The organism is Streptomyces cyanogenus, from assembly GCF_017526105.1.
GTDB lineage: Bacteria > Actinomycetota > Actinomycetes > Streptomycetales > Streptomycetaceae > Streptomyces > Streptomyces cyanogenus.
The window spans coordinates 2195625-2220000 of sequence record NZ_CP071839.1; the positions used below are offsets into that span (position 1 = coordinate 2195625).

At 71.4% G+C, this 24376-nt stretch carries 17 protein-coding genes and 2 rRNA genes (1 of these 19 running past the window's edge); 5 read left to right on the top strand and 14 right to left on the bottom strand.

The features are described 5' to 3' along the window. Positions 1-116: 116 nt before the first annotated feature. Together S1361_RS09790 and S1361_RS09795 are read right to left on the bottom strand one after the other, a co-directional pair. Complete coding sequence (locus S1361_RS09790) at positions 117-743, bottom strand: NUDIX domain-containing protein (RefSeq protein ID WP_208031453.1); 627 nt, start codon at positions 741-743, stop codon at positions 117-119. A 97-nt stretch (positions 744-840) separates the two neighbouring features. After that, positions 841-2490: a CTP synthase gene (locus S1361_RS09795; protein WP_208031454.1), complete on the bottom strand. Its 1650-nt coding sequence runs from the start codon at positions 2488-2490 to the stop codon at positions 841-843. A 565-nt stretch (positions 2491-3055) separates the two neighbouring features. Between S1361_RS09795 and S1361_RS09800 the strand changes: the two genes are divergently transcribed. The 3 genes from S1361_RS09800 (at position 3056) to S1361_RS09810 (ending at position 8086) form a co-directional block, all read left to right on the top strand. Next, positions 3056-4858, top strand: coding sequence for a glycoside hydrolase family 15 protein (locus tag S1361_RS09800; protein WP_208036536.1), 1803 nt, complete (start codon positions 3056-3058; stop codon positions 4856-4858). A gap of 141 nt (positions 4859-4999) precedes the next feature. Beyond that, positions 5000-6382, top strand: a complete 1383-nt coding sequence (locus S1361_RS09805; RefSeq protein WP_208031455.1) for an FAD-binding oxidoreductase — start codon at positions 5000-5002, stop codon at positions 6380-6382. A gap of 57 nt (positions 6383-6439) precedes the next feature. Further along, positions 6440-8086 (top strand): PucR family transcriptional regulator, encoded by a 1647-nt coding sequence (locus tag S1361_RS09810; protein WP_208031456.1) that lies wholly within the window; start codon positions 6440-6442, stop codon positions 8084-8086. On the opposite strand, the gene S1361_RS09815 is transcribed toward S1361_RS09810, so the two are convergent. The 5 genes from S1361_RS09815 to S1361_RS09835 form a co-directional block, all read right to left on the bottom strand. Beyond that, complete coding sequence (locus S1361_RS09815) at positions 8083-9258, bottom strand: glycosyltransferase family 4 protein (RefSeq protein ID WP_208031457.1); 1176 nt, start codon at positions 9256-9258, stop codon at positions 8083-8085. The two genes, S1361_RS09810 and S1361_RS09815, sit on opposite strands and share 4 nt — an antisense overlap. 479 nt (positions 9259-9737) lie before the next feature. Beyond that, positions 9738-11480, bottom strand: a complete 1743-nt coding sequence (gene recN, locus S1361_RS09820) for a DNA repair protein RecN (RefSeq protein ID WP_208031458.1) — start codon at positions 11478-11480, stop codon at positions 9738-9740. Between the two features lie 39 nt (positions 11481-11519). After that, positions 11520-12437, bottom strand: a complete 918-nt coding sequence (locus S1361_RS09825) for an NAD kinase (RefSeq protein WP_208031459.1) — start codon at positions 12435-12437, stop codon at positions 11520-11522. After that, on the bottom strand, positions 12434-13249 hold the full coding sequence (locus tag S1361_RS09830) for a TlyA family RNA methyltransferase (protein WP_208031460.1): 816 nt from the start codon (positions 13247-13249) through the stop codon (positions 12434-12436). The genes S1361_RS09825 and S1361_RS09830 overlap by 4 nt, the downstream gene beginning before the upstream one ends. Positions 13250-13256: 7 nt before the next feature. After that, a complete protein-coding gene (locus S1361_RS09835) occupies positions 13257-13532 on the bottom strand; it encodes a hypothetical protein (RefSeq protein ID WP_208031461.1) in 276 nt (91 codons plus the stop codon). A 42-nt stretch (positions 13533-13574) separates the two neighbouring features. Between S1361_RS09835 and S1361_RS09840 the strand changes: the two genes are divergently transcribed. After that, on the top strand, positions 13575-13922 hold the full coding sequence (locus S1361_RS09840; protein ID WP_208031462.1) for a sterol-binding protein: 348 nt from the start codon (positions 13575-13577) through the stop codon (positions 13920-13922). Here the strand turns inward: S1361_RS09840 and S1361_RS09845 are convergent. From S1361_RS09845 to S1361_RS09860, 4 genes are all read right to left on the bottom strand, one after another. After that, positions 13906-14778 carry an ABC transporter ATP-binding protein gene (locus S1361_RS09845; protein ID WP_208031463.1) on the bottom strand — a complete coding sequence of 291 codons (873 nt, stop codon included), beginning with the start codon at positions 14776-14778 and terminating at the stop codon, positions 13906-13908. The genes S1361_RS09840 and S1361_RS09845 overlap by 17 nt on opposite strands. Continuing rightward, entirely contained in the window at positions 14775-15821 is a 1047-nt protein-coding gene (locus tag S1361_RS09850; RefSeq protein WP_208031464.1) for a FecCD family ABC transporter permease, read from the bottom strand. Before S1361_RS09850 ends, S1361_RS09845 begins: the two co-directional genes overlap by 4 nt. Continuing rightward, positions 15818-16861, bottom strand: coding sequence for a FecCD family ABC transporter permease (locus S1361_RS09855; RefSeq protein ID WP_208031465.1), 1044 nt, complete (start codon positions 16859-16861; stop codon positions 15818-15820). The genes S1361_RS09850 and S1361_RS09855 overlap by 4 nt, the downstream gene beginning before the upstream one ends. 80 nt (positions 16862-16941) lie before the next feature. Further along, the gene (locus tag S1361_RS09860; RefSeq protein WP_208031466.1) at positions 16942-17970 is read right to left on the bottom strand and encodes an HAD hydrolase-like protein; all 1029 of its coding nucleotides are present in this window, start codon (positions 17968-17970) and stop codon (positions 16942-16944) included. 74 nt (positions 17971-18044) lie between these two features. On the opposite strand from S1361_RS09860, the gene S1361_RS09865 reads away from it, so the two are divergent. Continuing rightward, positions 18045-19328 (top strand): DUF1015 domain-containing protein, encoded by a 1284-nt coding sequence (locus S1361_RS09865; RefSeq protein WP_208031467.1) that lies wholly within the window; start codon positions 18045-18047, stop codon positions 19326-19328. Positions 19329-19430: 102 nt separating this feature from the next. Here S1361_RS09865 and S1361_RS09870 read toward each other — a convergent pair whose 3' ends face one another. From S1361_RS09870 to S1361_RS09880, 3 genes are all read right to left on the bottom strand, one after another. After that, positions 19431-20234, bottom strand: a complete 804-nt coding sequence (locus S1361_RS09870; protein ID WP_208036537.1) for a tetratricopeptide repeat protein — start codon at positions 20232-20234, stop codon at positions 19431-19433. Between the two features lie 1300 nt (positions 20235-21534). Beyond that, a 5S ribosomal RNA gene (gene rrf, locus S1361_RS09875) occupies positions 21535-21651 on the bottom strand. A 104-nt stretch (positions 21652-21755) separates the two neighbouring features. Next, a 23S ribosomal RNA gene (locus tag S1361_RS09880) occupies positions 21756-24376 on the bottom strand; it runs 499 nt beyond the window's last position.

The following is a 24376-nucleotide window of genomic DNA, read 5'->3' on the forward strand; positions in this document are numbered from 1 at the left end:
CCTAGTTCACGCTCTGCGACGTTCCGGGAGGAGCGCGGCGGACGGATCGCCCGATCGGATCAGGCGATCGTCACACCGGTGCGCCGGACGGGTCCGGGCCCGGGGCCGGGGCCCGGTCAGGACGCGAAGGGACGCGCGGGCCACGGCGCGTCGGCGGGCCGCAGCGCGTCCAGGCCGTCCCCGGCCCGCGCCGCCACCAGGGAGAGCACCCCGACGACGAGGCAGTTGTTGTGCAGGTCCCCGGCCAGGACCCGGCGCACCAGCTCCTCGACCGGCACGCGCGCGTGCTGCATGTCGGTCTCCTCGTGCTCCGCCGCGAAGCGCTCGCCCTCCGCGTCGGACAGGCCGCGGGCCAGGAAGATCCGTACGGCTTCGTCGCAGCCGCCGGGGGTGGTGTACACGTCGGTCAGCACGCGCCAGTCCTCGGCCTTGACGTGCGCCTCCTCGTACAGCTCGCGCTGGGCGGCGTGCAGCGGGTTCTCGCCCGGCACGTCCAGCAGACCGGCCGGGATCTCCCACAGCTTGTGCCGCACCGGGTGCCGGTACTGGTTGATCAGCAGGACGCGGTCCTCCTCGTCCAGGGCGAGGACGGCCACGGATCCGGGGTGCACCTGGTAGTCGCGGTGGACCACCGAGCCGTCGGGCATGACCACGTCGTCCGTGCGGACGGAGGTCTTGTTGCCCGTGAAGGGGGTGTCCGTCGCCCGGATCTCCCACTCCTCGGGGGTGTCCTTGATCGTCATGCCCTGTCCTCCCACACACGTTCCGCAAGACCGGCAGAAAGAAGCCGGGGTGCTCACCTTTGAAGGGATGCACCCCGGCCACCGTACAACTGGTGTGTTACTTCGAATTCTTCCGCTCGACCGAGGCCTTCACCAGGCCGGCGAACAGCGGGTTCGCGCGGGTCGGCCGCGAGCGCAGCTCCGGGTGCGCCTGCGTGGCGACCAGGTACGGGTGCACGTCCCGGGGGTACTCCACGTACTCCACGAGCTTGCCGTCCGGCGAGGTGCCGGAGAAGACGATGCCGGCCTTCTTCTCCAGTTCCGCACGGTAGGCGTTGTTCACCTCGTAGCGGTGGCGGTGCCGCTCCTCGACGTACTCCTTGCCGTCGTAGACCTCGCGGACGATGGAGCCCTCGGCGAGCTTGGCCGGGTACATGCCCAGGCGCATGGTGCCGCCCATGTCGCCCTCGCCGGCGACGATGTCGAGCTGCTCGGCCATGGTGGAGATCACCGGGTGGGCGGTGGCGGGGTCGAACTCGGTGGAGTTGGCGTCCGGGATGCCGGCCAGGTTGCGGGCGGCCTCGATCACGATGCACTGCAGGCCCAGGCACAGACCCAGCAGCGGGATCTTGTTCTCCCGCGCGTAGCGGATCGCGCCGACCTTGCCCAGCACACCGCGGTCGCCGAAGCCGCCGGGGATGCAGATGCCGTCCACGTCCGCGAGCTGGGCCTTGGCGCCGGCCGGGGTCTTGCAGTCGTCCGAGGTCACCCACTTGATCTTCACGCGGGCGCGGTTGGCGAATCCGCCGGCGCGCAGGGCCTCGGTGACCGACAGGTAGGCGTCGGGCAGGTCGATGTACTTGCCGACCAGGGCCAGGGTGACCTCGTGGTCGGGGTTGTGGACGCGGTCGAGCAGGTCGTCCCAGGTCGTCCAGTCCACGTCCCGGAAGGGCAGGTCGAGCTTGCGGACCACGTAGGCGTCCAGGCCCTCGGCGTGCACGACCTTGGGGATGTCGTAGATCGAGCGGGCGTCGGGGCAGGCGACGACGGCGGCCTCGTCGACGTCGCACATCAGGGAGATCTTCCGCTTGATGGCGGTCGGCACCTCGCGGTCGCAGCGCAGCACGATCGCGTCCGGCTGGATACCGATGTTCCTGAGCGCCGCCACCGAGTGCTGGGTCGGCTTGGTCTTCAGCTCGCCCGAGGGGCCGATGTAGGGAAGCAGGGAGATGTGCACCACGAAGACGTTGTCCCGGCCGACCTCGTGGCGGACCTGGCGGACGGTCTCCAGGAACGGCAGCGACTCGATGTCACCGACCGTGCCGCCCACCTCGGTGATGACCACGTCGACCTCGTCGGTGGCCATGCGGCGGATGCGGTGCTTGATCTCGTTGGTGATGTGCGGGATGACCTGCACCGTGTCACCCAGGTACTCACCGCGCCGCTCCTTGGCGATCACCGTGGAGTAGACCTGGCCGGTGGTCACGTTGGCGCTGCCGTCCAGGTCGCGGTCGAGGAACCGCTCGTAGTGGCCGATGTCCAGGTCGGTCTCGGCGCCGTCGTTGGTGACGAACACCTCACCGTGCTGGAACGGGTTCATCGTGCCCGGGTCGACGTTCAGGTACGGGTCGAGCTTCTGCATCACGACCCGCAGGCCCCGTGCCTTGAGCAGCATGCCCAGGCTGGAGGCGGTCAGACCCTTGCCGAGCGAGGAGGCGACACCCCCGGTGACGAAGATGTGCTTGGTCGTCGTGGTTTTGGGCGGCATGGCCAAGAGGGGGCTCCCGTGGTCGCGGTCTGGGGGTGCGGTCCGGCGTTCCTCCCGGCGTCGCCGGGGGTGCCGTCGCTGCGGTTCGGGGGGCTCCTGTCGGATTTCCCTGACGGGGTGGCTCCCACCGGTCCACGGGCTACCAGCGTATCAGCGCCTGGCCCGGATGGCTTCCGGCCACGCTCCGCACCCGGCCGCCCACGCGGAGCCGCCACACATGTCACTCGTGTCACTGCGGACGTACTCCGGACACACCGTTCTCACCCGGTGCTCACTCGTTCGGCCCACACGGGTTGCCCGGAGCGGCACGCAGATCATCTACGTGCGTCGTATCCTGCTCGGACATTCGCTGCCGAGCCCGGCCGGAACGACGGCACACCCCCGCCAACATCACCCGGAACAACGAGAGCGCGGCAGTTCGTTGAGCAAAGACTGTCGTGTTGCCTCAGGGCTCGGCGGGCTGCTTTGCTTCACCGCTCAACGACGCACAACAACGATCCCTTGACCGCACTAGCGACAGCCCCCTGCGCGGGGGTGTGACGTGGCCGTTCGACTGGAGTTGCACGTGGCCGGGCGCATCGAAGACTACGCACTCATCGGAGACATGCAGACCGCGGCGCTGGTCTGCCGGGATGGCACGGTGGACTGGCTGTGCCTGCCCCGCTTCGACTCGCATGCCATCTTCGCCGGCCTGCTGGGCACCGAGGAGCACGGCTTCTGGCGGCTCGGCCCGGCGCACGCCGCCGAGACCGAGCCGCCCACGGCCGCCCGGCGCAGCTACCGAGGCGACTCGCTGATCCTGGAATCCGAGTGGGACACCCCGCGCGGCACGGTCCGTGTGACTGATTTCATGCCCCCGCGTGACGGCGCCCCGCAGCTGATCCGGATCGTGGAGGGGGTCACCGGCCGGGTGCCGATGCGCTCGGCCCTCAGGATGCGGTTCTCCTACGGCCGGGTCGTGCCGTGGGTGCACAAGCACGAGGGCCGCACGGTGGCCGTCGCCGGTCCGGACTCGGTGTGGTTCGACACCGAGGCGGAGACCTACGGCAAGGCGCTCACCACGTACGCCGACTTCACGGTCGCCCCGGGTGACCGGATCGCGTTCACGATCTCGTGGCAGCCCTCGCACAAGGAGCCGCCGCCGCTGCCGGAGCCCGAGGCCTCGCTGGAGGCGACGGAGGACTTCTGGCGCGAGTGGGTCGAGCACTGTACGTACCACGGGCCGTACCGCGAGGCGGTGATCCGCTCGCTGATCACCCTGAAGGCGCTGACGTACGCCCCGACCGGCGGCATCGTCGCCGCCCCCACCACCTCCCTGCCGGAGGACATCGGGGGCGTGCGCAACTGGGACTACCGCTACACCTGGCTGCGGGACGCGGCGATCACCCTGTCCTCGCTGCTGCGCACGGGCTACCGCGAGGAGGCCCGCGCCTGGCGCGAGTGGCTGCTGCGCGCGGTCGCCGGCGACCCGGAGAACCTGCAGATCATGTACGGCATCGCCGGCGAGCGTGAGCTGGGCGAGGCGGAGCTTGACTGGCTGCCGGGCTACGAGAACTCGGCCCCGGTCCGGGTCGGCAACGGCGCCGCGCACCAGCTCCAGCTGGACGTCTACGGCGAGGTCACCGAGGCCCTGCACCTGGGTCACATGACGGGCCTGGCCCGCAACGACTACGCCTCGCTGCTCCAGCTGAAGCTGATCCGCTACCTGGAGGACCACTGGCAGGAGCCGGACGAGGGCATCTGGGAGGTGCGCGGCCCGCGCCGGCACTTCGTGCACTCCAAGGTGATGGCCTGGGTCGCGGTGGACCGCACCATCAAGCTGATCGAGTCCGGGGACGCGGACGGCCCGCTGGAGCGCTGGCGCGAGCTGCGCGACGACATCCACCGGGACGTGTGCGAGAAGGGCTACGACAAGGAGCGCAACACCTTCACCCAGTCCTACGGCTCGCAGGAGCTGGACGCCTCGCTGCTGCTCATCCCGCAGATGGGCTTCCTGCCGCCGGACGACAAGCGGGTGATCGGCACGATCGAGGCGATCCAGCGTGAGCTGTCCACCCCGGACGGGTTCATCCTGCGTTACCCGACGGAGGGCGCGCACGCGGGCGTCGACGGCCTGCCGGGCGACGAGGGCGCCTTCCTGGCCTGCTCGTTCTGGATGGCGGACGACCTGGCGATGATCGGCCGGGTGGACGAGGCCCGCAAGCTGTTCGAGAAGCTCCTCGCGCTGCGCAACGACCTCGGTCTGCTCGCCGAGGAGTGGGACCCGCGGCTGAAGCGGCAGGTGGGCAACTTCCCGCAGGCGTTCAGCCACGTCCCGCTGATCGACACGGCCCTGCGGCTGACGGCCTCGGGCGCCTACGGCGGCTAGGCGCTCCGCTGGGAGCGTCGTCCAGCGCCTTCGCTCGTCCGCGGGTCCGTCGTGGCCGGTCGCGCGGTTCCCCGCGCGCCTTCGGGGAGCGGCCGCCTACGCTGTAACCGGATGATCGCCCCTCCGGGGAGGAGGGTTGCCGTGGCTTCCCTCTCGAAGGCGGGCAGGGCGCTCGCCGCGCTGCGCGAGGACCTGGTCGGCGACGTGTTCGCCCCGGGGGACCCCGGCTACGACGAGGCGCGGACGGTCTTCAACGCGAGGGTCGACCGCCGGCCGGCCGTGCTCGCCCGGTGCGCGGACGCCACCGACGTGGTCCGGGCGGTGCGCTTCGGCAGGGAGCTGGACCTGCACATCGCGGTGCGCGGCGGCGGCCACGGCGTGGCCGGCAGCGCGCTGGGCGACGGCGCGCTCGTGGTGGACCTGCGCCGGATGCACCGGGTCACCGTCGACCCGGCGGCCGAGGCGGTCCGGGTCGAGGGCGGCGCCACGATGAGCCATCTCGACCGGGCAACCCAGCCGTACGGTCTGGCCACCACCGGCGGGCGTGTCTCCACCACCGGGGTCGGCGGGTTCGTCCTCGGCGGCGGCACCGGCTGGCTGGACCGCGCCTTCGGCCTGGCCGTCGACAACCTCATCGGTGTCGAGCTGGTGACCGCCGACGCCGAGCGGGTGCACGCCAGCGCCGACGAGAACCCCGAGCTGTTCTGGGCGCTGCACGGCGGGGGCGGCAACTTCGGCGTGGCCACCGCGCTCACCCTGGAGCTGCACGAGCTGCCGGAGTTCTCCGTCGTCCTGCTGATGTTCCTGCCGCAGCACGGACCGGACGTGATCCGTACCTTCCGCGAGATCATCCGTACCGGCCCGGACGAGGTGGGGGGCGCGGTGCAGTTCGTCACCGGCCCGCCCGAGGAGTTCACGCCGCCGCAGCTGGTGGGCACGCCGGTGTGCGCGGCGCTGCTGACCTACACGGGCGGCGAGGACGGGCTGCGGGCGCTCGCCGAGCCGCTGCTCGCGCTGCCGCACGAGGTGGAGCTGGCCGGCGACATGCCGTACGCCGATGCGCAGTGCATGCTGGACGATCCGCCGGGCCTGCGGAACCACTGGTCGGCGGAGTGTCTGCCGGGGCTGCCGGACGAGGCGGTGGACGCCTTCTGCGCCCGCGCGGAGGGCATGCCGGTGCCGACCCGCAGCCGGCACATCCTGTTCCCGCAGGGCGGGGCGATCGCCGCCGGCCCGCACGAGTACCCGGTGGCGTACCGGGACGCCCGCTGGACGGCGCACCCGTTCGCCGTCTGGGCGGACCCCGCCGACGACGAACGGGCGGTCGGCTGGGTGCGGGACGTGCGCGCCGGGCTGCGGCCGTGGAGCACGGGGGCCGTCTGCCTCAACTTCATCGGCGACGAGGGCCCCGAACGGGTCCGCGCGGGCCTGGGCGCCGGGAACACGCTGCGCCTGGAGAAGGTGAAGCGGCGGTACGACCCCGACAACGTGTTCCGCTTCAACCACAACATCCGGCCGGTCTAGGCGGCAGCCGTCCTCCGCCGGCTGTCCTGAGGACGTTGTCGCAGGTAGCGTCGCCGCATGGACAGCCGTACGGACCACCGATCCGACACCCAGGGCGCCGGCATCACCGTGCAGCGGGCGCTGGAGCTGCCCGGCCTGCGCAGCGGGCTGCCGGAGGTCCTGGCGGGCGCCGACCGGCTCGGCCGCACCGTGCGCTGGGTGCACGCGGGCGAGGTCCCGAACATCGCCTCGCTGCTCAAGGGCGGCGAGCTGCTGCTCACCACGGGCTACGGCCTCGGTACCCGGCCGGCCGAGCAGCGGGCCTTCGTCCGGACCCTCGCCGAGCGCGGGATCGCCGCCCTGGTGGTGGAGCTGGGCCCGCGCTTCGCCCGGCTGCCCGCCGCCCTGGTGGACACGGCACGGGCGGCCGGTCTGCCGCTGGTCCAGCTGCACCGCGAGGTGCCGTTCGTGACGGTGACCGAGGAGGTCCACACCGAGATCGTCAACGGTCACTACGCGCTGCTCCAGCGGGCGGAGGAGGTGCACCGGCGCTGCACCGAGGCGCTGCTGGCCGGCGGCGGGGTGCCGCAGGTGCTGGGCATCCTGGCGGACTTCGGCGACAACCCGGTGTTCCTGGAGACGGCCGACGGCCGGCTGCTGTACGCCGCCGGTGCCGGGCCGCAGGGCGCCGACCCGCTCCAGGTGTGGGAGGGGCTGCGCGGTCCGCACAAGGAGGACCCGCCGCCCGCCGGCTCGGTGCTGGTGGACGTGCCCGGCGGCGGGCCCGGTACGGCCGGTTCGGTGCGCGCCCGCCTGGTGCTGCTGCCGGTGCGCTCCCCGCTGTCCCCGGTGCACCGGCTCGCCGCCGAGCGGGCCGCGGGCATCCTGGCCGTGGTGCTGATGCAGGCCCGGCAGGAGGAGGAGCTGGCGGCGCGCGGGCGCGGTGACTTCCTCACCGATCTCGCCGAGGGCCGGATCACGGCGGAGGACGCCCCGGCGCAGGCCCGGGTCCTCGGTTTCAAGCCCGGCGGCAGCCCGCTGCTGCCGGTGGTGATGCGGATCGGGGACACGCTCTCCCCCGGCGGGGGCTGGGCGGTGCTGGCCCGGGCGGTCTCCGAGGAGCTGGCCGCGGTGGGTGTGCCGGTGCTGCTCGGGGTACGTCCGGTGGAGGGCCGGGTGCTGGTGCTGCTGGGGCTGCGCTCGGAGTCGGAGCGGGCGGCGGTCGCGGACCGGGTGGCGGCGGCGCTGCGGGCGGGGGTGGATCGGGCCGGGATGCGCCGGCCGGGCTCGCCGCCGCCGGTGGTGGTCGTCGGGGTGGCGGGCGGCTGGGCGGCGGCCTCGGCGGGGCTCCGGCACGCGGCGGAGACGGCGACGGCGGCCCAGGGCCTGACCGACCGGCCCTGGTACGACGCCCGGCGCCTCGACATCGACCTGCTGCTGTGGCGGCTGCGCGACCACCCGGACCTGGCGGCCTTCGTGGACCGCGCGATCGGCCCGCTGCGCGAGCACGACCACCGTGCCAAGCCGCCGCTGCTGCCGACCCTGGAGACCTATCTGGCGCACGCCGGCCGCAAGGCGGAGACGGCCCGCGAGCTGCACCTCAACCGGCAGACGCTGTACAACCGGCTCGCCCGGATCGGGGAGTTGCTGGGCACCGATCTCGACGACCCGCAGACGGTGCTGGCGTTGAGCCTGGCGCTGCGGGCGCGCAGGCACGTGCCCTAGGCCAGTGGTCTCGGCTGCGTCAGCTCGTCGTACACGCTCAGTACCTGGGCGACGGTCTCGTCCTCGGTGGGCCAGGTGGCGGCCTGCCGGGCGCCGCGCTCGCGCAGCAGTGCGCACCGCTCCGGGTCGGCGAGCAGTCGTACGACGGTGTGGGCGAGGGCGTGCGGATCGCCGTAGGGGACGAGTTCGGCGGCGTCGCCGACGAGGTCCGGGATGCCGCCGACCCGGGTGGCGACGAGCGGCACGCGCGCGTGCAGGGCCTCCTGGGCGAGCACGGACCGCGACTCCCACCTGCTGGTCAGGAGTGCCAGATCGGCGGCGGCGAGCAGCTCGGCCACGTCGTCCCGGCGCCCGATGAGCCGCACCGGCAGTTCCTCGTCCTCGATCCGCCGTTGCAGCACCGGCCGCAGCGGCCCCTCCCCGGCGACGACCACGAGCGGTGCCGGGTCCAGGTCCCGCCAGGTGCGGGCCGCGTCGAGCAGGACGTCGTACCCGCGGTTGCGGTCCAGGGAGCCGACCGCGATGAGCAACGGGCGTCCGGTGGCGCCGAGTTCGGCCCGCATCTTGGGCCGCAGCCGGTCGGGGTCGTCCAGGTCGGGGCCGTCGGGATCGAGTGCGTCCGCGTCGAGGAGGCCGCCGGGCCGGCGCCGGGCCGGCAGGCCGACGGCCGCGAGCCGGGCGTCCCGCGCGCCGGTCCGCCGCGCCCGGTCGACCAGGTCGGAGCTGGTGCCGAGGACCACGGCCGCGGTTCTCGCCACCCGTCGCTCCAGCATCCGCAGCAGATGAGCGCGGGGGCCGTCCGCGTGGGCCCGGTTGTGCCAGGTGACCACCAGCGGGGTGGTGCGGCCGCCGAGTGCGAGCACGGCCCGGAAGGAGGCGTGCAGGCCGTGCGCGTGCACCAGGTCGGCGTTGGTGCAGGCCGTGCGGAGGGCGGCCACGGAGACGGGGTCGCTGCTGCGCGGCACGTGCACGTGCTCGGCGCCGGCCCCGGTGAAGTCGTAGGCGTGGTCCGCCTCGGCGGGGGCGCACACCGTGACGCGCACGCCCCTGGCCACGAGCCCCTCGGCCAGGGAGCGCACGTGCGCGCTGCTGCCGGCGTTGCCTCCGCCGAGCACCTGCACGGTGCGCAGCGGCGACTGGCCGTGCGGTGCGTTGCTGCTCACGGGGCTCACGGGGCCGGGACTCCTGGTTCACGGCGGGGGCGGTCACGAGGGAACGTACAGAAGGTAGCGGGCTCCTGGGGGCGGAAGGACGCACACCGCGCGCCTCCCGCGCGGACCGTCCGGACCCCCTGCCCGCCCCGTGTTCCCTGCCAAGCATGCCAGCCCGTACGGCCGTTCAGGGCCATTCGGGGAGGGCGCACTGTGCGGCGGGCCGGGGCAATGCGCCGGAGCACATCACCCACACGGGTGAAGAAACCTCTGCCGCGACCGAACGCCGTGCGAGGGCATCCGGCGAGGTCAGCCGCCCACGGCACACATGCCCGGCTCCTCCCCCGGCCCTCCTTCCGGGCCGCACCGACGAGCCCGACGGCGCACGAAAGCAGCCCTTGTACGCCGGTTTCCCGCCCCGACTGCCACCCCAGCGCGAAACCGGGAACGCGCGCCCCCAGGTCCCCGCGTACCGTCGCGTGGCCCGCCCGGCCGGGCTCCTAGGCGTCCGCCCTGGCCGCTGCCAGGAGTTCCTCGGCGTGGGCGCGGGCCGTTTCGGAGTCCTCCTGGCCCGCCAGCATGCGGGACAGCTCGCGGATGCGTTCCTCGCCCTCCAGGACCTTCACCCCGGAGCGGGTGACCGAGCCGTCGTTGGTCTTCTCCACCAGCAGCTGCCGGTCGGCGAACGCGGCGACCTGGGGCAGGTGGGTGACCACGACGACCTGCGCGGTCCGGGCGAGCTTGGCCAGGCGCCGGCCGATCTCGACGGCCGCCTTGCCGCCGACACCGGCGTCGACCTCGTCGAAGAGGTACGTCGGCACCGGGTCGGTGCCCGCGAACACGACCTCCACGGCCAGCATGACGCGGGACAGCTCACCGCCGGAGGCACCCTTGGCGATGGGCCGCGGCGGGGCGCCCGGGTGCGGGGCGAGCAGCAGCTCGACCTCGTCCACGCCCGAGGGGCCGTAGGCGACCGTCCGGCCGCCGACCTCGACGCCGTCCGGGTCCTCCGTCTGTCGGATGTCGAAGGACACGCGCGCGTGGGGCATCGCCAGCGAGGCCAGCTCGGCGGTCACCGCGGCGGCGAACCGCTCGGCGGCCTCCGTCCGGGCGTCCGTCAGGGCCTGTGCGAGCCCGCCCAGTTCGGTGCGCAGGGCATCCCGCTCGGCGGTCAGCTCCTCGATCCGCTCGTCGTCGCCGTCCAGCTCGGTCAGGCGCGCGGCACTGCGCTCGGCCCACGCCAGCACGGCGGCGACGTCGTCCCCGTACTTGCGGGTCAGGGCGTTCAGCGCGGCCCGGCGCTCCTCCACGGCGGCCAGCCGCAGCGGGTCGGCGTCGAGATCGTCGGCGTACCCCGCCAGCTCACCGGCCACGTCACCGAGCAGGATGCCGATCTCGCCGATCCGGTCGGCGAGCGCGGCCAGTGCCGGATCGTGCGCGCGCACGGCCTCCAGGGCCCGGTGGGCGCCCGCGACGAGGGTGGAGGCGTCGATGCCCTCGGGGTCCTCGGGATTGCCCGCGAGGGCGGCGTGGGCGGCCGTCGCGGCGGACGCCAGCGCCTCGGCGTGCCCCAGCCGCTCGGCCTCCTCGGCCAGCTCCACGTCCTCGCCGGCCCGGGGCTCCACGGCGGCGATCTCGTCGAGCCCGTACCGCAGCATGTCGGCTTCCTGCGCCCGCTCACGCGCGCGCGTGGTGATCTCCTCCAGCTCGGCGGAGACGGCCCGCAGCCGCTTGTACGCCTCGGTGTACTTGGCGAGCGGCACGGCGACGGCGTCGCCCGCGTACCGGTCCAGCGCCTGCCGCTGCCGGGACAGCTTCAGCAGCCCCTGCTGGTCGGTCTGCCCGTGCACGGCCACCAGGTCGTCGGCCAGCTCGGCGAGCAGCCCGACGGGCACGGTGCGCCCGCCCAGATGCGCCCGGGAGCGGCCCTCGGCGGAAACGGTACGGCTGATCAGCAGGGCCCCGTCGTCCAGCTCGGCCCCGGCCTCCTCGGCGCGTACGACGGCGGCGGCGCCGGCGGGTACGGCGACCCGCCCCTCCACGACCGCCTTCTCCGCCCCGATCCGCACGAGCGCCGGGTCCGCCCTGCCACCGAGCAGCAGCCCCAGGCTGGTGACCACCATGGTCTTGCCCGCACCCGTCTCACCGGTGACCGCGGTGAACCCCGGCGACAGCTCGACGACAGCATCGTCGATGACCCCGAGCGACCGTATCCGCATCTCCTCCAACACGGAACAGACCATACGAGGTCCGGGGCGGGGAGTGCACATGGCCCGCCCTTGTCACTCCGAGGAGTGGTGCGGCGCCCCCCGCCAGCCCGTGGTGGGCAGCGCGAACTTCGCCACCAACCGGTCCGTGAACGACGAATGGTGCAACCGGGCCAGCCGCACCGGCACCGCTCCGCGCCGGACCTCGACCCGCGCCCCGGGCGGCAGCTCCACGGTCCGCCGCCCGTCGCACCACAGGACACCCGGCGGAATGTGCGGCAGCACCTCCACCGCGAGCACCGAGTCGGGGGACGTCACCAACGGCTTGGCGAACAGCGCGTGCGCGCTGATCGGCACCATCAGCAGCGCCTCCACCTCCGGCCACACCACCGGCCCGCCCGCGGAGAACGCGTACGCCGTGGACCCGGTCGGCGTGGACAGCACCACGCCGTCACACCCGAACCCGGTCACCGGCCGTCCGTCGATCTCCAGCACGACTTCCAGCAGTTTCTCGGCGCCGGCCTTCTGCACGGCCGCCTCGTTCAGCGCCCAGTCGGTGTGCACGATGTCCCCGTTGCGGTGCACGACGACGTCGACGGTCATCCGCTCCTCGACCTCGTACGACCGGGCCACCACCCGGTCGACCACCCGGTCGAGGTCGTCCCGCTCCGCCTCCGCGAGGAACCCGACACGCCCGAGGTTGACGCCGAGCATCGGCACCCCGGACGCCCGGGCGAACTCGGCTCCGCGCAGCAGCGTGCCGTCGCCGCCCAGCACGATCAGCAGCTCGCACCCGTCCAGGCACTGCGGTGTCGCCTCCTTGACGAGGGCCACCTCGTCGGGCAGCGGCAGGTCGCGCGCCTCCTCCTCCAGCACCCGCACCCCGATGCCATGCCGCAGCAGGCCCTTGACGACGAGTTCCGCACTGCGGATCGCCGCGGGACGCCCGGTGTGGGCGAGCAGGAAAACAGTACGCGCCAGATTCTGTGTCAACGCGGCCCCTCCGCCACTGCACGGTCGACGTCGGCCGGGTCCACCTGGGGTGCCCCCGCCCGCAGCCAGAGAAAGTACTCGACGTTCCCCGAGGGGCCGGGCAGCGGACTGGCGGTGACACCCTGCACCCCGAGCCCCAGCTCCCAGGCCTTCTCGGCCACTCCCCGCACGGCCTCCGCCCGCAGTTGCGGACTCCGTACGACACCCCCGCTGCCGAGCCGCTCCTTCCCCACCTCGAACTGCGGCTTGACCATCATCACCAGGTCGGCGTCCGGCGTCACGCACCGCTTCAGGGCGGGCAGCACCAGCCCGAGCGGGATGAAGGACAGATCGCCCACGACAAGATCCACAGGTTCCCCATCGATCGCCTCAAGCGTCAACTCGCGTACGTTCGTACGGTCCTTGACGGTGACGCGTTCATCGTTCCGCAGCGACCAGGCGAGCTGTCCGTAGCCGACGTCCACCGCGACGACGTGGGCGGCGCCCGCGCGCAGCAGGACGTCGGTGAAGCCGCCGGTGGACGCGCCGGCGTCCAGCGCGCGCCGCCCCTCGACCACGAGCCCCTGCGGCACGAAGGCCTCCAGTGCGCCGGCGAGCTTGTGGCCGCCCCGGGACACGTAGTCCGGATCGCCGTCGTCGGCCTGGACGACGATCGCCGCCGCGGTCTCCACCTGCGTGGCCGGCTTGGTCGCCACGGTCTTGCCGACCGTGACCCGGCCGGCGGCGATCAGCTGGCTGGCGTGCTCGCGCGAGCGGGCGAGCTTCCGGCGGACCAGCTCCGCGTCGAGACGGCGGCGTGCGACTCCTGCCACGTTCGGTTCAGCTCCTGTGTTGGTACGACTGTGCGGGGGCCGGAGGGCCCGGGCGGGCGTCGAGCGCGGTCAGCGCGTCGCGCAGCCCCCGGTGTACATCCTCGTACACCTCCAGGTGCCCGTCGGTGGCGAGGTGGTCGGCGTCGGCCAGCCGGTCCAGCTGGGCGTCGACCTCGGCGTTGCCGGTGGGGGTGCGGGGGACGTTCAGGGGGGCGGGCGCCGCGGGGTCGTACGCGGGCGCCGCCTCGGTGCCGATCTGGGCCTCGGACACGGACTCGCTCATGCCCAGACGCTACCCCGAACCGCTGGGGTACCGTCGGGGGCGATGGCCACGATCCAGGAGTGCCGCCTGGCACTGGGGAAGCTTTCGGACAACATGCAGGGCGCCGAGGGCGACGTCCGCGCGGCCGCCGCGCTGGACCGCTCGGTGAGCTGTCACATCACCGATCTGGACGTCACCTTCGCCGGCCGGCTGACCGGCGGCCGGATCGAGGTGGACGACACCCTTCCCGGCCCTCCCCGCGAGAGGGCGCAGATCAGGCTCGCCATGGCCGGGGACGACCTGGTGGCGCTGGTGAACGGCGAGCTGAACTTCGCGACCGCCTGGGGTTCGGGCCGGGTCAGGCTGGAGGCGAGCCTGCTCGACCTGTTCCGGCTCAGGAAGCTGCTCTGACCCGCTCGGCGCGTGCCTTGCGGGCCGCCGGCACCACCAGCGGGGTCCCCGTCTCCGGGTCGTCGATGACCTGGCAGCGCAGCCCGAACACCTCCTCGACCAGCTCGGCGGTGACGATGTCGTTCGGGGCGCCCTCGGCGATCACCGTGCCGCCGCGCAGGGCGATGAGGTGGGTGGCGTAGCGGGCGGCGTGGTTGAGGTCGTGCAGCACCGCCACCAGCGTCCGGCCCTGCTCCTCGTGCAGTTCGGCGCACAGGTCGAGGACGTCGATCTGGTGCTGGATGTCCAGGTAGGTGGTCGGCTCGTCCAGGAGCAGCAGCGGGGTCTGCTGGGCGAGGGCCATGGCGATCCACACGCGCTGCCGCTGCCCGCCGGACAGCTCGTCGACGTACCGCTCGGCCAGCTCCGCGACCCCGGTCTGCCGCATGGACTCGCTCACGACCCGCTCGTCCTCCGCCGACCACTGGCGCAGCAGCCCCTGGTGCGGGTAGCGGCCCCGCCCGACGAGGTCGGCCACCGTGATGCCGTCGGGCGCGACGGACGACTGCGGCAGCAGGCCGAGGGTGCGCGCGACCTTCTTCGCGGGCATGGACTGGATGGCCTGCCCGTCCAGCAGCACCTGGCCCTGGCTGGGCTTGAGCATCCGCGACAGCGCCCGCAGCAGCGTCGACTTGCCGCACGCGTTGGGACCGACGATCACCGTGAAGGAGTGGTCCGGGATCTCCACCGACAGCTGCTCGGCGATGACCCGCTGGTCGTAGGCGAGGGTGACGTTCTCGGCGGACAGGCGGTTCACAGTGCTCCTAGGGGTGTTCGGGTGCGCGACGCCCGGGTCCGGGCCCTGCGCGCGCGTCATATCCGGCCGGCCCGGCGCTCGGTGACCAGCAGCCACAGCAGGTAGGCGCCGCCGAGGACGCCGGTGACCACGCCGACGGGCAGCTGGTCGGCGCCGAAGGCGCGCTGGGCCGCCCAGTCCGCGGCGACCAGCAGGGTCGCCCCCATGCACAGCGAGGCCACCAGGTTCGGTCCCGGTGAGCGGGTGAGGCGGCGGGCGAGCTGCGGCGCGGTCAGCGCGACGAAGCTGACGGGGCCCGCCGCTGCCGTGGCGGCGGCGGTGAGCAGTACGGCGGAGACCATCAGCAGGAGCCGGACGCGCTGCACGCGCACGCCGAGCGCGTTCGAGATGTCGTCGCCCATCTCCATCATCCGCAGGCCGCGCGCCTGGGCGAGGACCAGCGGGACCAGGACGGCGCACAGCCCGAGCAGCGGCCAGACCTGGTCCCAGTCGCGTCCGCTGAGCGAGCCGGTCATCCACACCACCGCGCGGGTCGCGTCCACCAGGTCGGCCTTGGTGAGCAGATAGCCGTTGACCGCCGTCATGACCGCGTTGACGCCGATGCCGACCAGCACCAGCCGGTATCCGTGCACACCCTGCTTCCAGGCGAGGGCGTACAGGGCGAGACCGGTCGCCAGACCGCCCACCAGCGCGCCCAGGGTGACCTGGGAGGCACTGCCGGACAGCAGCACGATGACGACCAGCGCGCCGGCCGTCGAGGCCTGGGACAGGCCGAGCAGGTCCGGGCTGCCGAGCGGGTTGCGGGAGACGGACTGGAACAGCGCGCCGCCGAGGCCCAGCGCGGCACCGACCAGCAGGCCCACGAGGACCCGGGGCAGCCGCAGTTCGTTGACGATGAAGTCCTGGTAGGCGGTGCCGTTCCCGGCGAGCGTGCGCAGCACGTCGGCCGCCGGGATCTTCGCGTCGCCGGTACCGATCAGGGCGACACCCGCGGCACAGGCGGCGGCCAGCAGCAGCACGACGACGATCAGGGCACGCGGCTCCAGACGCAGGGAGAACCCGCCGGGGGTGCGCACGGCACGGCTCCTGGAGTGTGTCTTCACAGCTGGGCCGTCCTCCGCCGTCGTACGAGAAAGATGAAGACCGGGCCGCCGACGATCGCGGTGACGATGCCGACCTGAAGCTCGGCGGGACGGGCCACGACCCGGCCGACGACATCGGCGCCGAGCAGCAGTACGGGCGCCAGGACCGCGGCGTACGGCAGGATCCAGCGCAGGTCCGGGCCGGTGAAGGAGCGCACGACGTGCGGGACCATCAGGCCGACGAAGACGATCGGGCCGCAGGCGGCGGTCGCGGCACCGCACAGCAGCACGGCGGCCAGCATGGCCAGGGCGCGGGTGCGGTCGAGGTGGGCGCCGAGGGCGCGGGCGGTGTCGTCGCCCATCTCCACGGCGTTGAGCGGCCGGGCCAGCACGAGCGCGAGCACCATGCCGACCGCGAGGAACGGCAGCACCTGCCTGATGGTGGGACAGCCGGCCGAGGCCAGTGAACCCACCGTCCAGAAACGCATCTTGGCCAGGGCCGCCCCGTCCATGATCATCACGGCTTGGAGGTAGCCGTACAGGGCCGCGCTGATCGCCGTGCCGGCCAGCGCGAGGCGTACCGGGGTGGCGCCCCGGCTGCCGCCGAGGAACCACACCAGCGCGCCGACCGCCGAGGCGCCCAGGAACGCGAACCACACATAGCCGGTGAGGCTGGTGACACCGGCGTAGGTGACGGCCGTGACGACCGCCGCGGAGGCGCCCGCATTGATGCCGAGCAGCCCGGGGTCGGCCAGCGGATTGCGGGTCAGCGCCTGGAGCACCGCGCCGGAGAGACCGAGTGCGGCACCGACCAGCAGGCCGAGGACCGTACGCGCGAGCCGCTCGTCCACGACCACGTCGCCGTACGTCCCCGTGTCGTGGAACAGGCCGTGCCAGACCTGGTCCGGGGACAGCGCTTTGGCCCCGATCGCGATGCTCGCCAGCGCGACCAGCACCAGCAGCAGGACCGAGAGCAGGAGCCCAAGGGCCCGCGCCGCCCGGCGGGTTGGGGGCGCGGGGGCGGTCTCCGCGCGCGGTTCCGGAGGACTGTCGACCAACACGAGGTTAGGTTAGCCTACCCTCGCATCGGCTCTCGTTCCCCGGTTCCTCCGGCACCCGCCCGCGCCCGTCTGGGGGGCCGTCAGAGCCCCAGTCTGGCCAGTGCCTTCGCCCCGTCCAGCGTGCAGGAACCGTCCCCCGCCGTCGTCCAGGCCGCCGCGCACAGCGCCCGCAGACCGTCCAGCGCCCCACCGTCGCCGGCCAGCTCCAGCCGCTCGGTGCCGGCGGTCGCCGTCCACCCGCCGCAACGGAAACCGTCACCCTCGCGGGTGATCTCCGGCTGGCCGGTGAGCAGTCCGCGCAGATCGGCGTCCACGTACGTCGGCCTGTGCTGCGGCGGCGCGGCGAGCAGCTGCGCCCCGTCGGTGACACCGGTCAGCACCAGCAGCGAGTCGACCCCGCCGTTGATCGCGCCCTCGATGTCCGTGTCCAGCCGGTCCCCGACCACCAGCGGCCGCTCCGCACCGGTCCGGATGATCGTCTCCCGGTGCATCGGCGGCAGCGGCTTGCCCGCGACCTGCGGCTCCGCACCCGTCGCGATCCGCACCACCTCCACGGCCGCCCCGTTGCCCGGCGCGATGCCCCGGCCGCTCGGGATCGTCAGATCGGTGTTGGACGCGAACCACGGCACTCCGCGCCGGACCGCGTACGACGCCTCCGCGAACCGCCCCCAGGGCAGATCCGGTCCGCCGTAGCCCTGCACGACCGCCACCGGGTCGTCGTCCGCCGACTCCACCGGCACCAGGCCCCGCTCGCGCAGCGCCACCCGCAGCCCCTCGCCGCCGACCACCAGCACCCGCGCCCCGGCCGGCACCTGCTCGCTGATCAGCCGCGCCACGGCCTGCGCGGAGGTGATGACGTCGTCCGCGCCCGTCGGTATGCCCAGCTCGGTCAGATGCCCGGCCACCGCGTCCGGAGTCCGCAGCGCGTTGTTGGTGACGTACGCGAGACGCATCCCGCCCGACCGGGCCACCGCCAGCGAGTCGACCGCGTGCGCGACCGCGCTCCCGCCCGCGTACACCACCCCGTCCAGATCGAGCAGCGCCGTGTCGTACGCCTCGTTCAGGGGCTGCCCACTGCCCTCGGGCCTCGTCCTGACGCCCTGGCTCATGTCCACATCGCTCCTCGTTCACTCGCCTTTCCCCCGATCATCCCGCACGCCACTGACACACGTACGATGCCGGGATGAACACAGCAGGTCACTGGGAGGCAACGGCGCGTCGAGGCCTGGAACTGACCCCGTTCCGAGGCCTTCGTTACGACCCGGACCGGGTCGGCAGCCTCGCCTCCGTCACCTCTCCGCCCTACGACGTCGTCGTACGCCCCGACGGCCTGCACCACCTCCAGTCGGCCGACCCGTACAACATCGTCCGGCTGATCCTGCCCCAAGCCGGGACGCCCAGCGCCCGCACCGAGCAGGCCGCCGACACCCTGCGCCGCTGGCTGGACGAGGGAGTCCTCACCGCAGACCCGGAGCCCGGCCTGTACGTGTACGAGCAACGGGACGGCAACGGCATGCTCCAGCGCGGGGTCATCGGCACCCTGCGGGTCTCCGAGCCGGCCGAAGGCGTGGTGCTGCCGCACGAGGACGTGATGCCGCCGGTGGTCGCCGACCGCGCGGCCCTCATGCGCGCCACGCGCGCGAACCTCGAACCGCTGCTGCTGACCTACCGGGGCGACGGCACGGCCGCCGAGGTCGTCGAACGCACTGCGGCCCGCCCGCCCCTGCTGGCAACGACCACCGAGGACGGTTTCCACCACCGCCTGTGGTCCGTGACCGACCCCGGCGACCTGGCCCGCATCCAGACCGACCTGGCCGGCCGCCAGGCCCTGATCGCCGACGGCCACCACCGCTGGGCCACCTACCGGCGGCTGCGCGCGGAGCACCCCTCCCCCAGCCCCTGGGACTACGGCCTGGTCCTCCTGGTCGACACCGCGCGCTACCCGCTGCGCGTCCGCGCCATCCACCGGCTGCTGCACGGCCTGCCGGTCGCGGACGCGCTGACGGCGGTGGACGGCCTGTTCCGGGTACGACACCTCGACGTGCCCCTGGCGCAGGCCCTTGAGGTCCTGGCGGACGCCTCCTGCGCGGGCAACTCCTTCCTGCTGGCCGGCGACGGCGCCTTCCACCTGCTCGACCGCCCGGACCCGGACCTGCTGGCCCGTACGATCCCGGCGGACCGCCCGGCCGCCTGGCGCTCCCTGGACGCCACCGTCCTGCACGCCGCGCTCCTCGAACACGTCTGGCACATCCCCGAGGACTCCCCCGCCCACATCGCCTACATCCACGACACGGCCGCGACGGTCGAGAAGGCCGAACAGGACGGCAGTACGGCCGTCCTGATGCACCCGGTCCGCGAGGAGGTCGTGCTCGACCTGGCCCGGCAGGGTGTGCGGATGCCCCGCAAGTCGACCTCGTTCGGCCCGAAACCGGCTTCGGGTCTGGTGCTGCGGGCGCTGGAGATCTGAGGGCGGGGTATCCGGCACGACGCAAAAGAGGGCAGACCCCGTGGGGCCTGCCCTCTTTTCAGTGATCGGATCAGCGATCAGGATCCGTGATCAGGACGTACGTCAGTCCTTGTCGAGGTCCTCCGCGGAGGCACCGCCGGACTCGCCGGGCTCGTCCTCCTCGCCGGACTCCGCCGCGTCACCGGACTCCGCCGCGTCGTCGGCCTCCGCCGTGTCGGCCGCGTCCTCGGCCAGGGCGTCGACGAACTCCACGCCGTCCAGCTCGGCGAGCCGGTCGGAGGCGTCCGTGCTGCCGTCCCGGTCGGCCTCGACGGCCTTCGCGAACCACTCCCGCGCCTCACGCTCCCGGCCGGCGGCCAGCAGGGCGTCGGCGTACGCGTAGCGCAGGCGCGCGGTCCACGGCTGGACGGAGTTGGAGGCCAGCTCCGGGCTCTGCAGGGTCACGATGGCCGCGTCCAGCTGCCCCATGTCCCGCCGGGCACCGGCGGCGACGAGCCGCATCTCGACCTGGCCGGCCTTGTCCAGCTTGTGCACCTCGGGGGCGCCGGCCATGTCCAGCGCCTTCTCCGGCCGGCCGAGCCCGCGCTCGCAGTCGGCCATCACCGGCCACAGCTCCACGGTGCCGGTCATCCGCCGGGCGGCCCGGAACTCGGCGAGGGCCTCGCTGTACTTCTGGTTGGCGTACGCGGCGAACCCGGCGGCCTCACGTACGGCGGCCACGCGGGACACCAGGCGGAGGGCCACCCTGGAGTAGCCGTAGGCGCCCTCGGGGTCCTCGTCGATCAGCCGGGCGACCATCACCAGGTTCTTGGCGACGTCCTCGGCGAGCGTCTTGGGCAGGCTCTGCAGCTCCTGCCGGACGTCCTTGTCGATCTCGTCACCGGTGACGTCCTCCGGGATCGGCAGCCGCTTGACCGGCTCGCGGTCCCGGTCCCGCTCGTCACGGAACCGGCCACCGCCACGGCGGTCGTCCCGGCCGTCCCGGCCGTCCCGGCCCCGGAAACCACCCGGCCGCCCGCCACGGTCACCGCGGTCGTCCCTACGGGGCCCACGGCCACCGCGGTCATCGCGCCGGTCATCGCGCCGGTCGTCCCGGCGGAAACCACCCCGGTCGCCCCGGTCGCGGTCGTCACGCCGGAAACCACCACGGTCGTCGCGCCGGTCGTCCCGGCGGTCGTCCCGGCGGTCATCCCGACGGTAGCCCCCGCGGTCGTCATCGCGTCGGTACGAGGGACGGTTGCCGCCGCGGTCGTCGTCACGGCGGCCGTAGCCGGCACGGTCGTCGTCGCGTCGGTAGGAGGGACGGTCGCCGCCACGGTCGTCCCGGCGGAACCCACGGTCCCCACGGTCATCGCGACGGTCGTCACGGCGGTGGTCGTCACGGCGGTCGTCGCGACGGAACCCGCCGCGGTCGCCCCGGTCGCGGTCGTCGCGCTGGAAACCGGGACGCGTACCGCGCTCACCCTCGCGACGGAAGCCGCCCCCACGGCGGTCGTCACGGGTGTCGTCCCTGCGGTCGTCACGCCGCTCGTGGTCCCGGCGGAAGCCACCGCGCTCACCACGGTCACGGTCGTCACGGCGGTGGTCGTCGCGGCGGTCGTCACGGCGACCGTAGCCGCCACGGTTGTCCTCGCGCCGGCCGTGGCCACCGCGGTCGTCGTCGCGTCGGTAGGAGGGACGGTCGCCGCCACGGTCGTCCCGGCGGAACCCACGGTCCCCACGGTCATCGCGACGGTCGTCACGGCGGTGGTCGTCACGGCGGTCGTCGCGACGGAACCCGCCGCGGTCGCCCCGGTCGCGGTCGTCGCGCTGGAAACCGGGACGCGTACCGCGCTCACCCTCGCGACGGAAGCCGCCCCCACGGCGGTCGTCACGGGTGTCGTCCCTGCGGTCGTCACGCCGCTCGTGGTCCCGGCGGAAGCCACCGCGCTCACCACGGTCACGGTCGTCGCGGCGGTGGTCGTCGCGGCGGTCGTCACGGCGACCGTAGCCGCCACGGTCGCCGCCGCGCCGGTCGTTGTCACGGCGGAAGCCGCCACGGTCACCCCGGTCACCACTGTCCCGTCGCCGCTGGTCGCGCTCCGGTCGGTCGTCGGGAGAGTTGGTGGACATGGTGACTCCTGTCTTCGGTACCGCAAGCATTGTAAAAAGAAAAGGACCCCTGGTCCCAGCTGAACGCTGGTGACCAGGGGTCCTTCCAAAGATTGTTCGGCGGTGTCCTACTCTCCCACAGGGTCCCCCCTGCAGTACCATCGGCGCTGTGAGGCTTAGCTTCCGGGTTCGGAATGTAACCGGGCGTTTCCCTCACGCTATGACCACCGAAACCCTAATGGTTTCGAGCGAACAAGCACACTCTTCTGTTATGCGTTCTGCTCAAAGCCGGCAACGGTCGTTGCCTCAGAACTAACACAGTGGACGCGAGCAACTGAGGACAAGCCCTCGGCCTATTAGTACCGGTCACCTCCACACGTTACCGTGCTTCCAGATCCGGCCTATCAACCCAGTCGTCTACTGGGAGCCTTACCCCATCAAGTGGGTGGGAGTCCTCATCTCGAAGCAGGCTTCCCGCTTAGATGCTTTCAGCGGTTATCCCTCCCGAACGTAGCCAACCAGCCATGCCCTTGGCAGAACAACTGGCACACCAGAGGTTCGTCCGTCCCGGTCCTCTCGTACTAGGGACAGCCCTTCTCAAGACTCCTACGCGCACAGCGGATAGGGACCGAACTGTCTCACGACGTTCTAAACCCAGCTCGCGTACCGCTTTAATGGGCGAACAGCCCAACCCTTGGGACCGACTCCAGCCCCAGGATGCGACGAGCCGACATCGAGGTGCCAAACCATCCCGTCGATATGGACTCTTGGGGAAGATCAGCCTGTTATCCCCGGGGTACCTTTTATCCGTTGAGCGACGGCGCTTCCACAAGCCACCGCCGGATCACTAGTCCCGACTTTCGTCCCTGCTCGACCCGTCGGTCTCACAGTCAAGCTCCCTTGTGCACTTACACTCAACACCTGATTGCCAACCAGGCTGAGGGAACCTTTGGGCGCCTCCGTTACCCTTTAGGAGGCAACCGCCCCAGTTAAACTACCCATCAGACACTGTCCCTGATCCGGATCACGGACCCAGGTTAGACATCCAGCACGACCAGACTGGTATTTCAACGACGACTCCACAAACACTGGCGTGCCTGCTTCACAGTCTCCCAGCTATCCTACACAAGCCGAACCGAACACCAATATCAAACTGTAGTAAAGGTCCCGGGGTCTTTCCGTCCTGCTGCGCGAAACGAGCATCTTTACTCGTAGTGCAATTTCACCGGGCCTATGGTTGAGACAGTCGAGAAGTCGTTACGCCATTCGTGCAGGTCGGAACTTACCCGACAAGGAATTTCGCTACCTTAGGATGGTTATAGTTACCACCGCCGTTTACTGGCGCTTAAGTTCTCAGCTTCGCCCACCCGAAAGTGAGCTAACCGGTCCCCTTAACGTTCCAGCACCGGGCAGGCGTCAGTCCGTATACATCGCCTTACGGCTTCGCACGGACCTGTGTTTTTAGTAAACAGTCGCTTCTCGCTGGTCTCTGCGGCCACCCCCAGCTCACGGAGTAAATCCGATCACCAGGCGTGGCCCCCCTTCTCCCGAAGTTACGGGGGCATTTTGCCGAGTTCCTTAACCATAGTTCACCCGAACGCCTCGGTATTCTCTACCTGACCACCTGAGTCGGTTTAGGGTACGGGCCGCCATGAAACTCGCTAGAGGCTTTTCTCGACAGCATAGGATCATCCACTTCACCACAATCGGCTCGGCATCAGGTCTCAGACTATTGCCAGGCGGATTTACCTACCTGACGTCCTACACCCTTACCCCGGGACAACCACCGCCCGGGATGGACTACCTTCCTGCGTCACCCCATCACTCACCTACTAACCGCTTGGTTCGGCGGCTCCACCACTTTCCTTTCCCCGAAGGGTCCGGAACGGCTTCACGGCCTTAGCATCACGATGCTCGATGTTTGACGCTTCACAGCGGGTACCGGAATATCAACCGGTTATCCATCGACTACGCCTGTCGGCCTCGCCTTAGGTCCCGACTTACCCTGGGCAGATCAGCTTGACCCAGGAACCCTTAGTCAATCGGCGCAAACGTTTCTCACGTTTGTATCGCTACTCATGCCTGCATTCTCACTCGTCAACCGTCCACGACTACCTTCCAGTGCCGCTTCACCCGGCAGACGACGCTCCCCTACCCATCACAACACCCGTTGGGGCTTATGCTGCAATGACACGACTTCGGCGGTACGCTTGAGCCCCGCTACATTGTCGGCGCGGAATCACTAGACCAGTGAGCTATTACGCACTCTTTCAAGGGTGGCTGCTTCTAAGCCAACCTCCTGGTTGTCTGTGCGACTCCACATCCTTTCCCACTTAGCGTACGCTTAGGGGCCTTAGTCGATGCTCTGGGCTGTTTCCCTCTCGACCATGGAGCTTATCCCCCACAGTCTCACTGCCGCGCTCTCACTTACCGGCATTCGGAGTTTGGCTAAGGTCAGTAACCCGGTAGGGCCCATCGCCTATCCAGTGCTCTACCTCCGGCAAGAAACACACGACGCTGCACCTAAATGCATTTCGGGGAGAACCAGCTATCACGGAGTTTGATTGGCCTTTCACCCCTAACCACAGGTCATCCCCCAGGTTTTCAACCCTGGTGGGTTCGGTCCTCCACGAAGTCTTACCTCCGCTTCAACCTGCCCATGGCTAGATCACTCCGCTTCGGGTCTTGAGCGTGCTACTAAATCGCCCTATTCGGACTCGCTTTCGCTACGGCTTCCCCACCCGGGTTAACCTCGCAACACACCGCAAACTCGCAGGCTCATTCTTCAAAAGGCACGCAGTCACGAGACACCAGCAAGCTGATGTCCGACGCTCCCACGGCTTGTAGGCACACGGTTTCAGGTACTATTTCACTCCGCTCCCGCGGTACTTTTCACCATTCCCTCACGGTACTATCCGCTATCGGTCACCAGGGAATATTTAGGCTTAGCGGGTGGT

Coding starts and splice junctions, on each gene's coding strand:
- S1361_RS09835 (WP_208031461.1), bottom strand. CDS start 13,532: ATGAGCGAGTCCGTGTCCGAGGCCCAGATCGGCACCGAGGCGGCGCCC.
- S1361_RS09840 (WP_208031462.1), top strand. CDS start 13,575: ATGGCCACGATCCAGGAGTGCCGCCTGGCACTGGGGAAGCTTTCGGAC.
- S1361_RS09790 (WP_208031453.1), bottom strand. CDS start 743: ATGACGATCAAGGACACCCCCGAGGAGTGGGAGATCCGGGCGACGGAC.
- S1361_RS09860 (WP_208031466.1), bottom strand. CDS start 17,970: ATGAGCCAGGGCGTCAGGACGAGGCCCGAGGGCAGTGGGCAGCCCCTG.
- S1361_RS09845 (WP_208031463.1), bottom strand. CDS start 14,778: ATGACGCGCGCGCAGGGCCCGGACCCGGGCGTCGCGCACCCGAACACC.
- S1361_RS09795 (WP_208031454.1), bottom strand. CDS start 2,490: ATGCCGCCCAAAACCACGACGACCAAGCACATCTTCGTCACCGGGGGT.
- S1361_RS09810 (WP_208031456.1), top strand. CDS start 6,440: ATGGACAGCCGTACGGACCACCGATCCGACACCCAGGGCGCCGGCATC.
- S1361_RS09865 (WP_208031467.1), top strand. CDS start 18,045: ATGAACACAGCAGGTCACTGGGAGGCAACGGCGCGTCGAGGCCTGGAA.
- recN (WP_208031458.1), bottom strand. CDS start 11,480: ATGGTCTGTTCCGTGTTGGAGGAGATGCGGATACGGTCGCTCGGGGTC.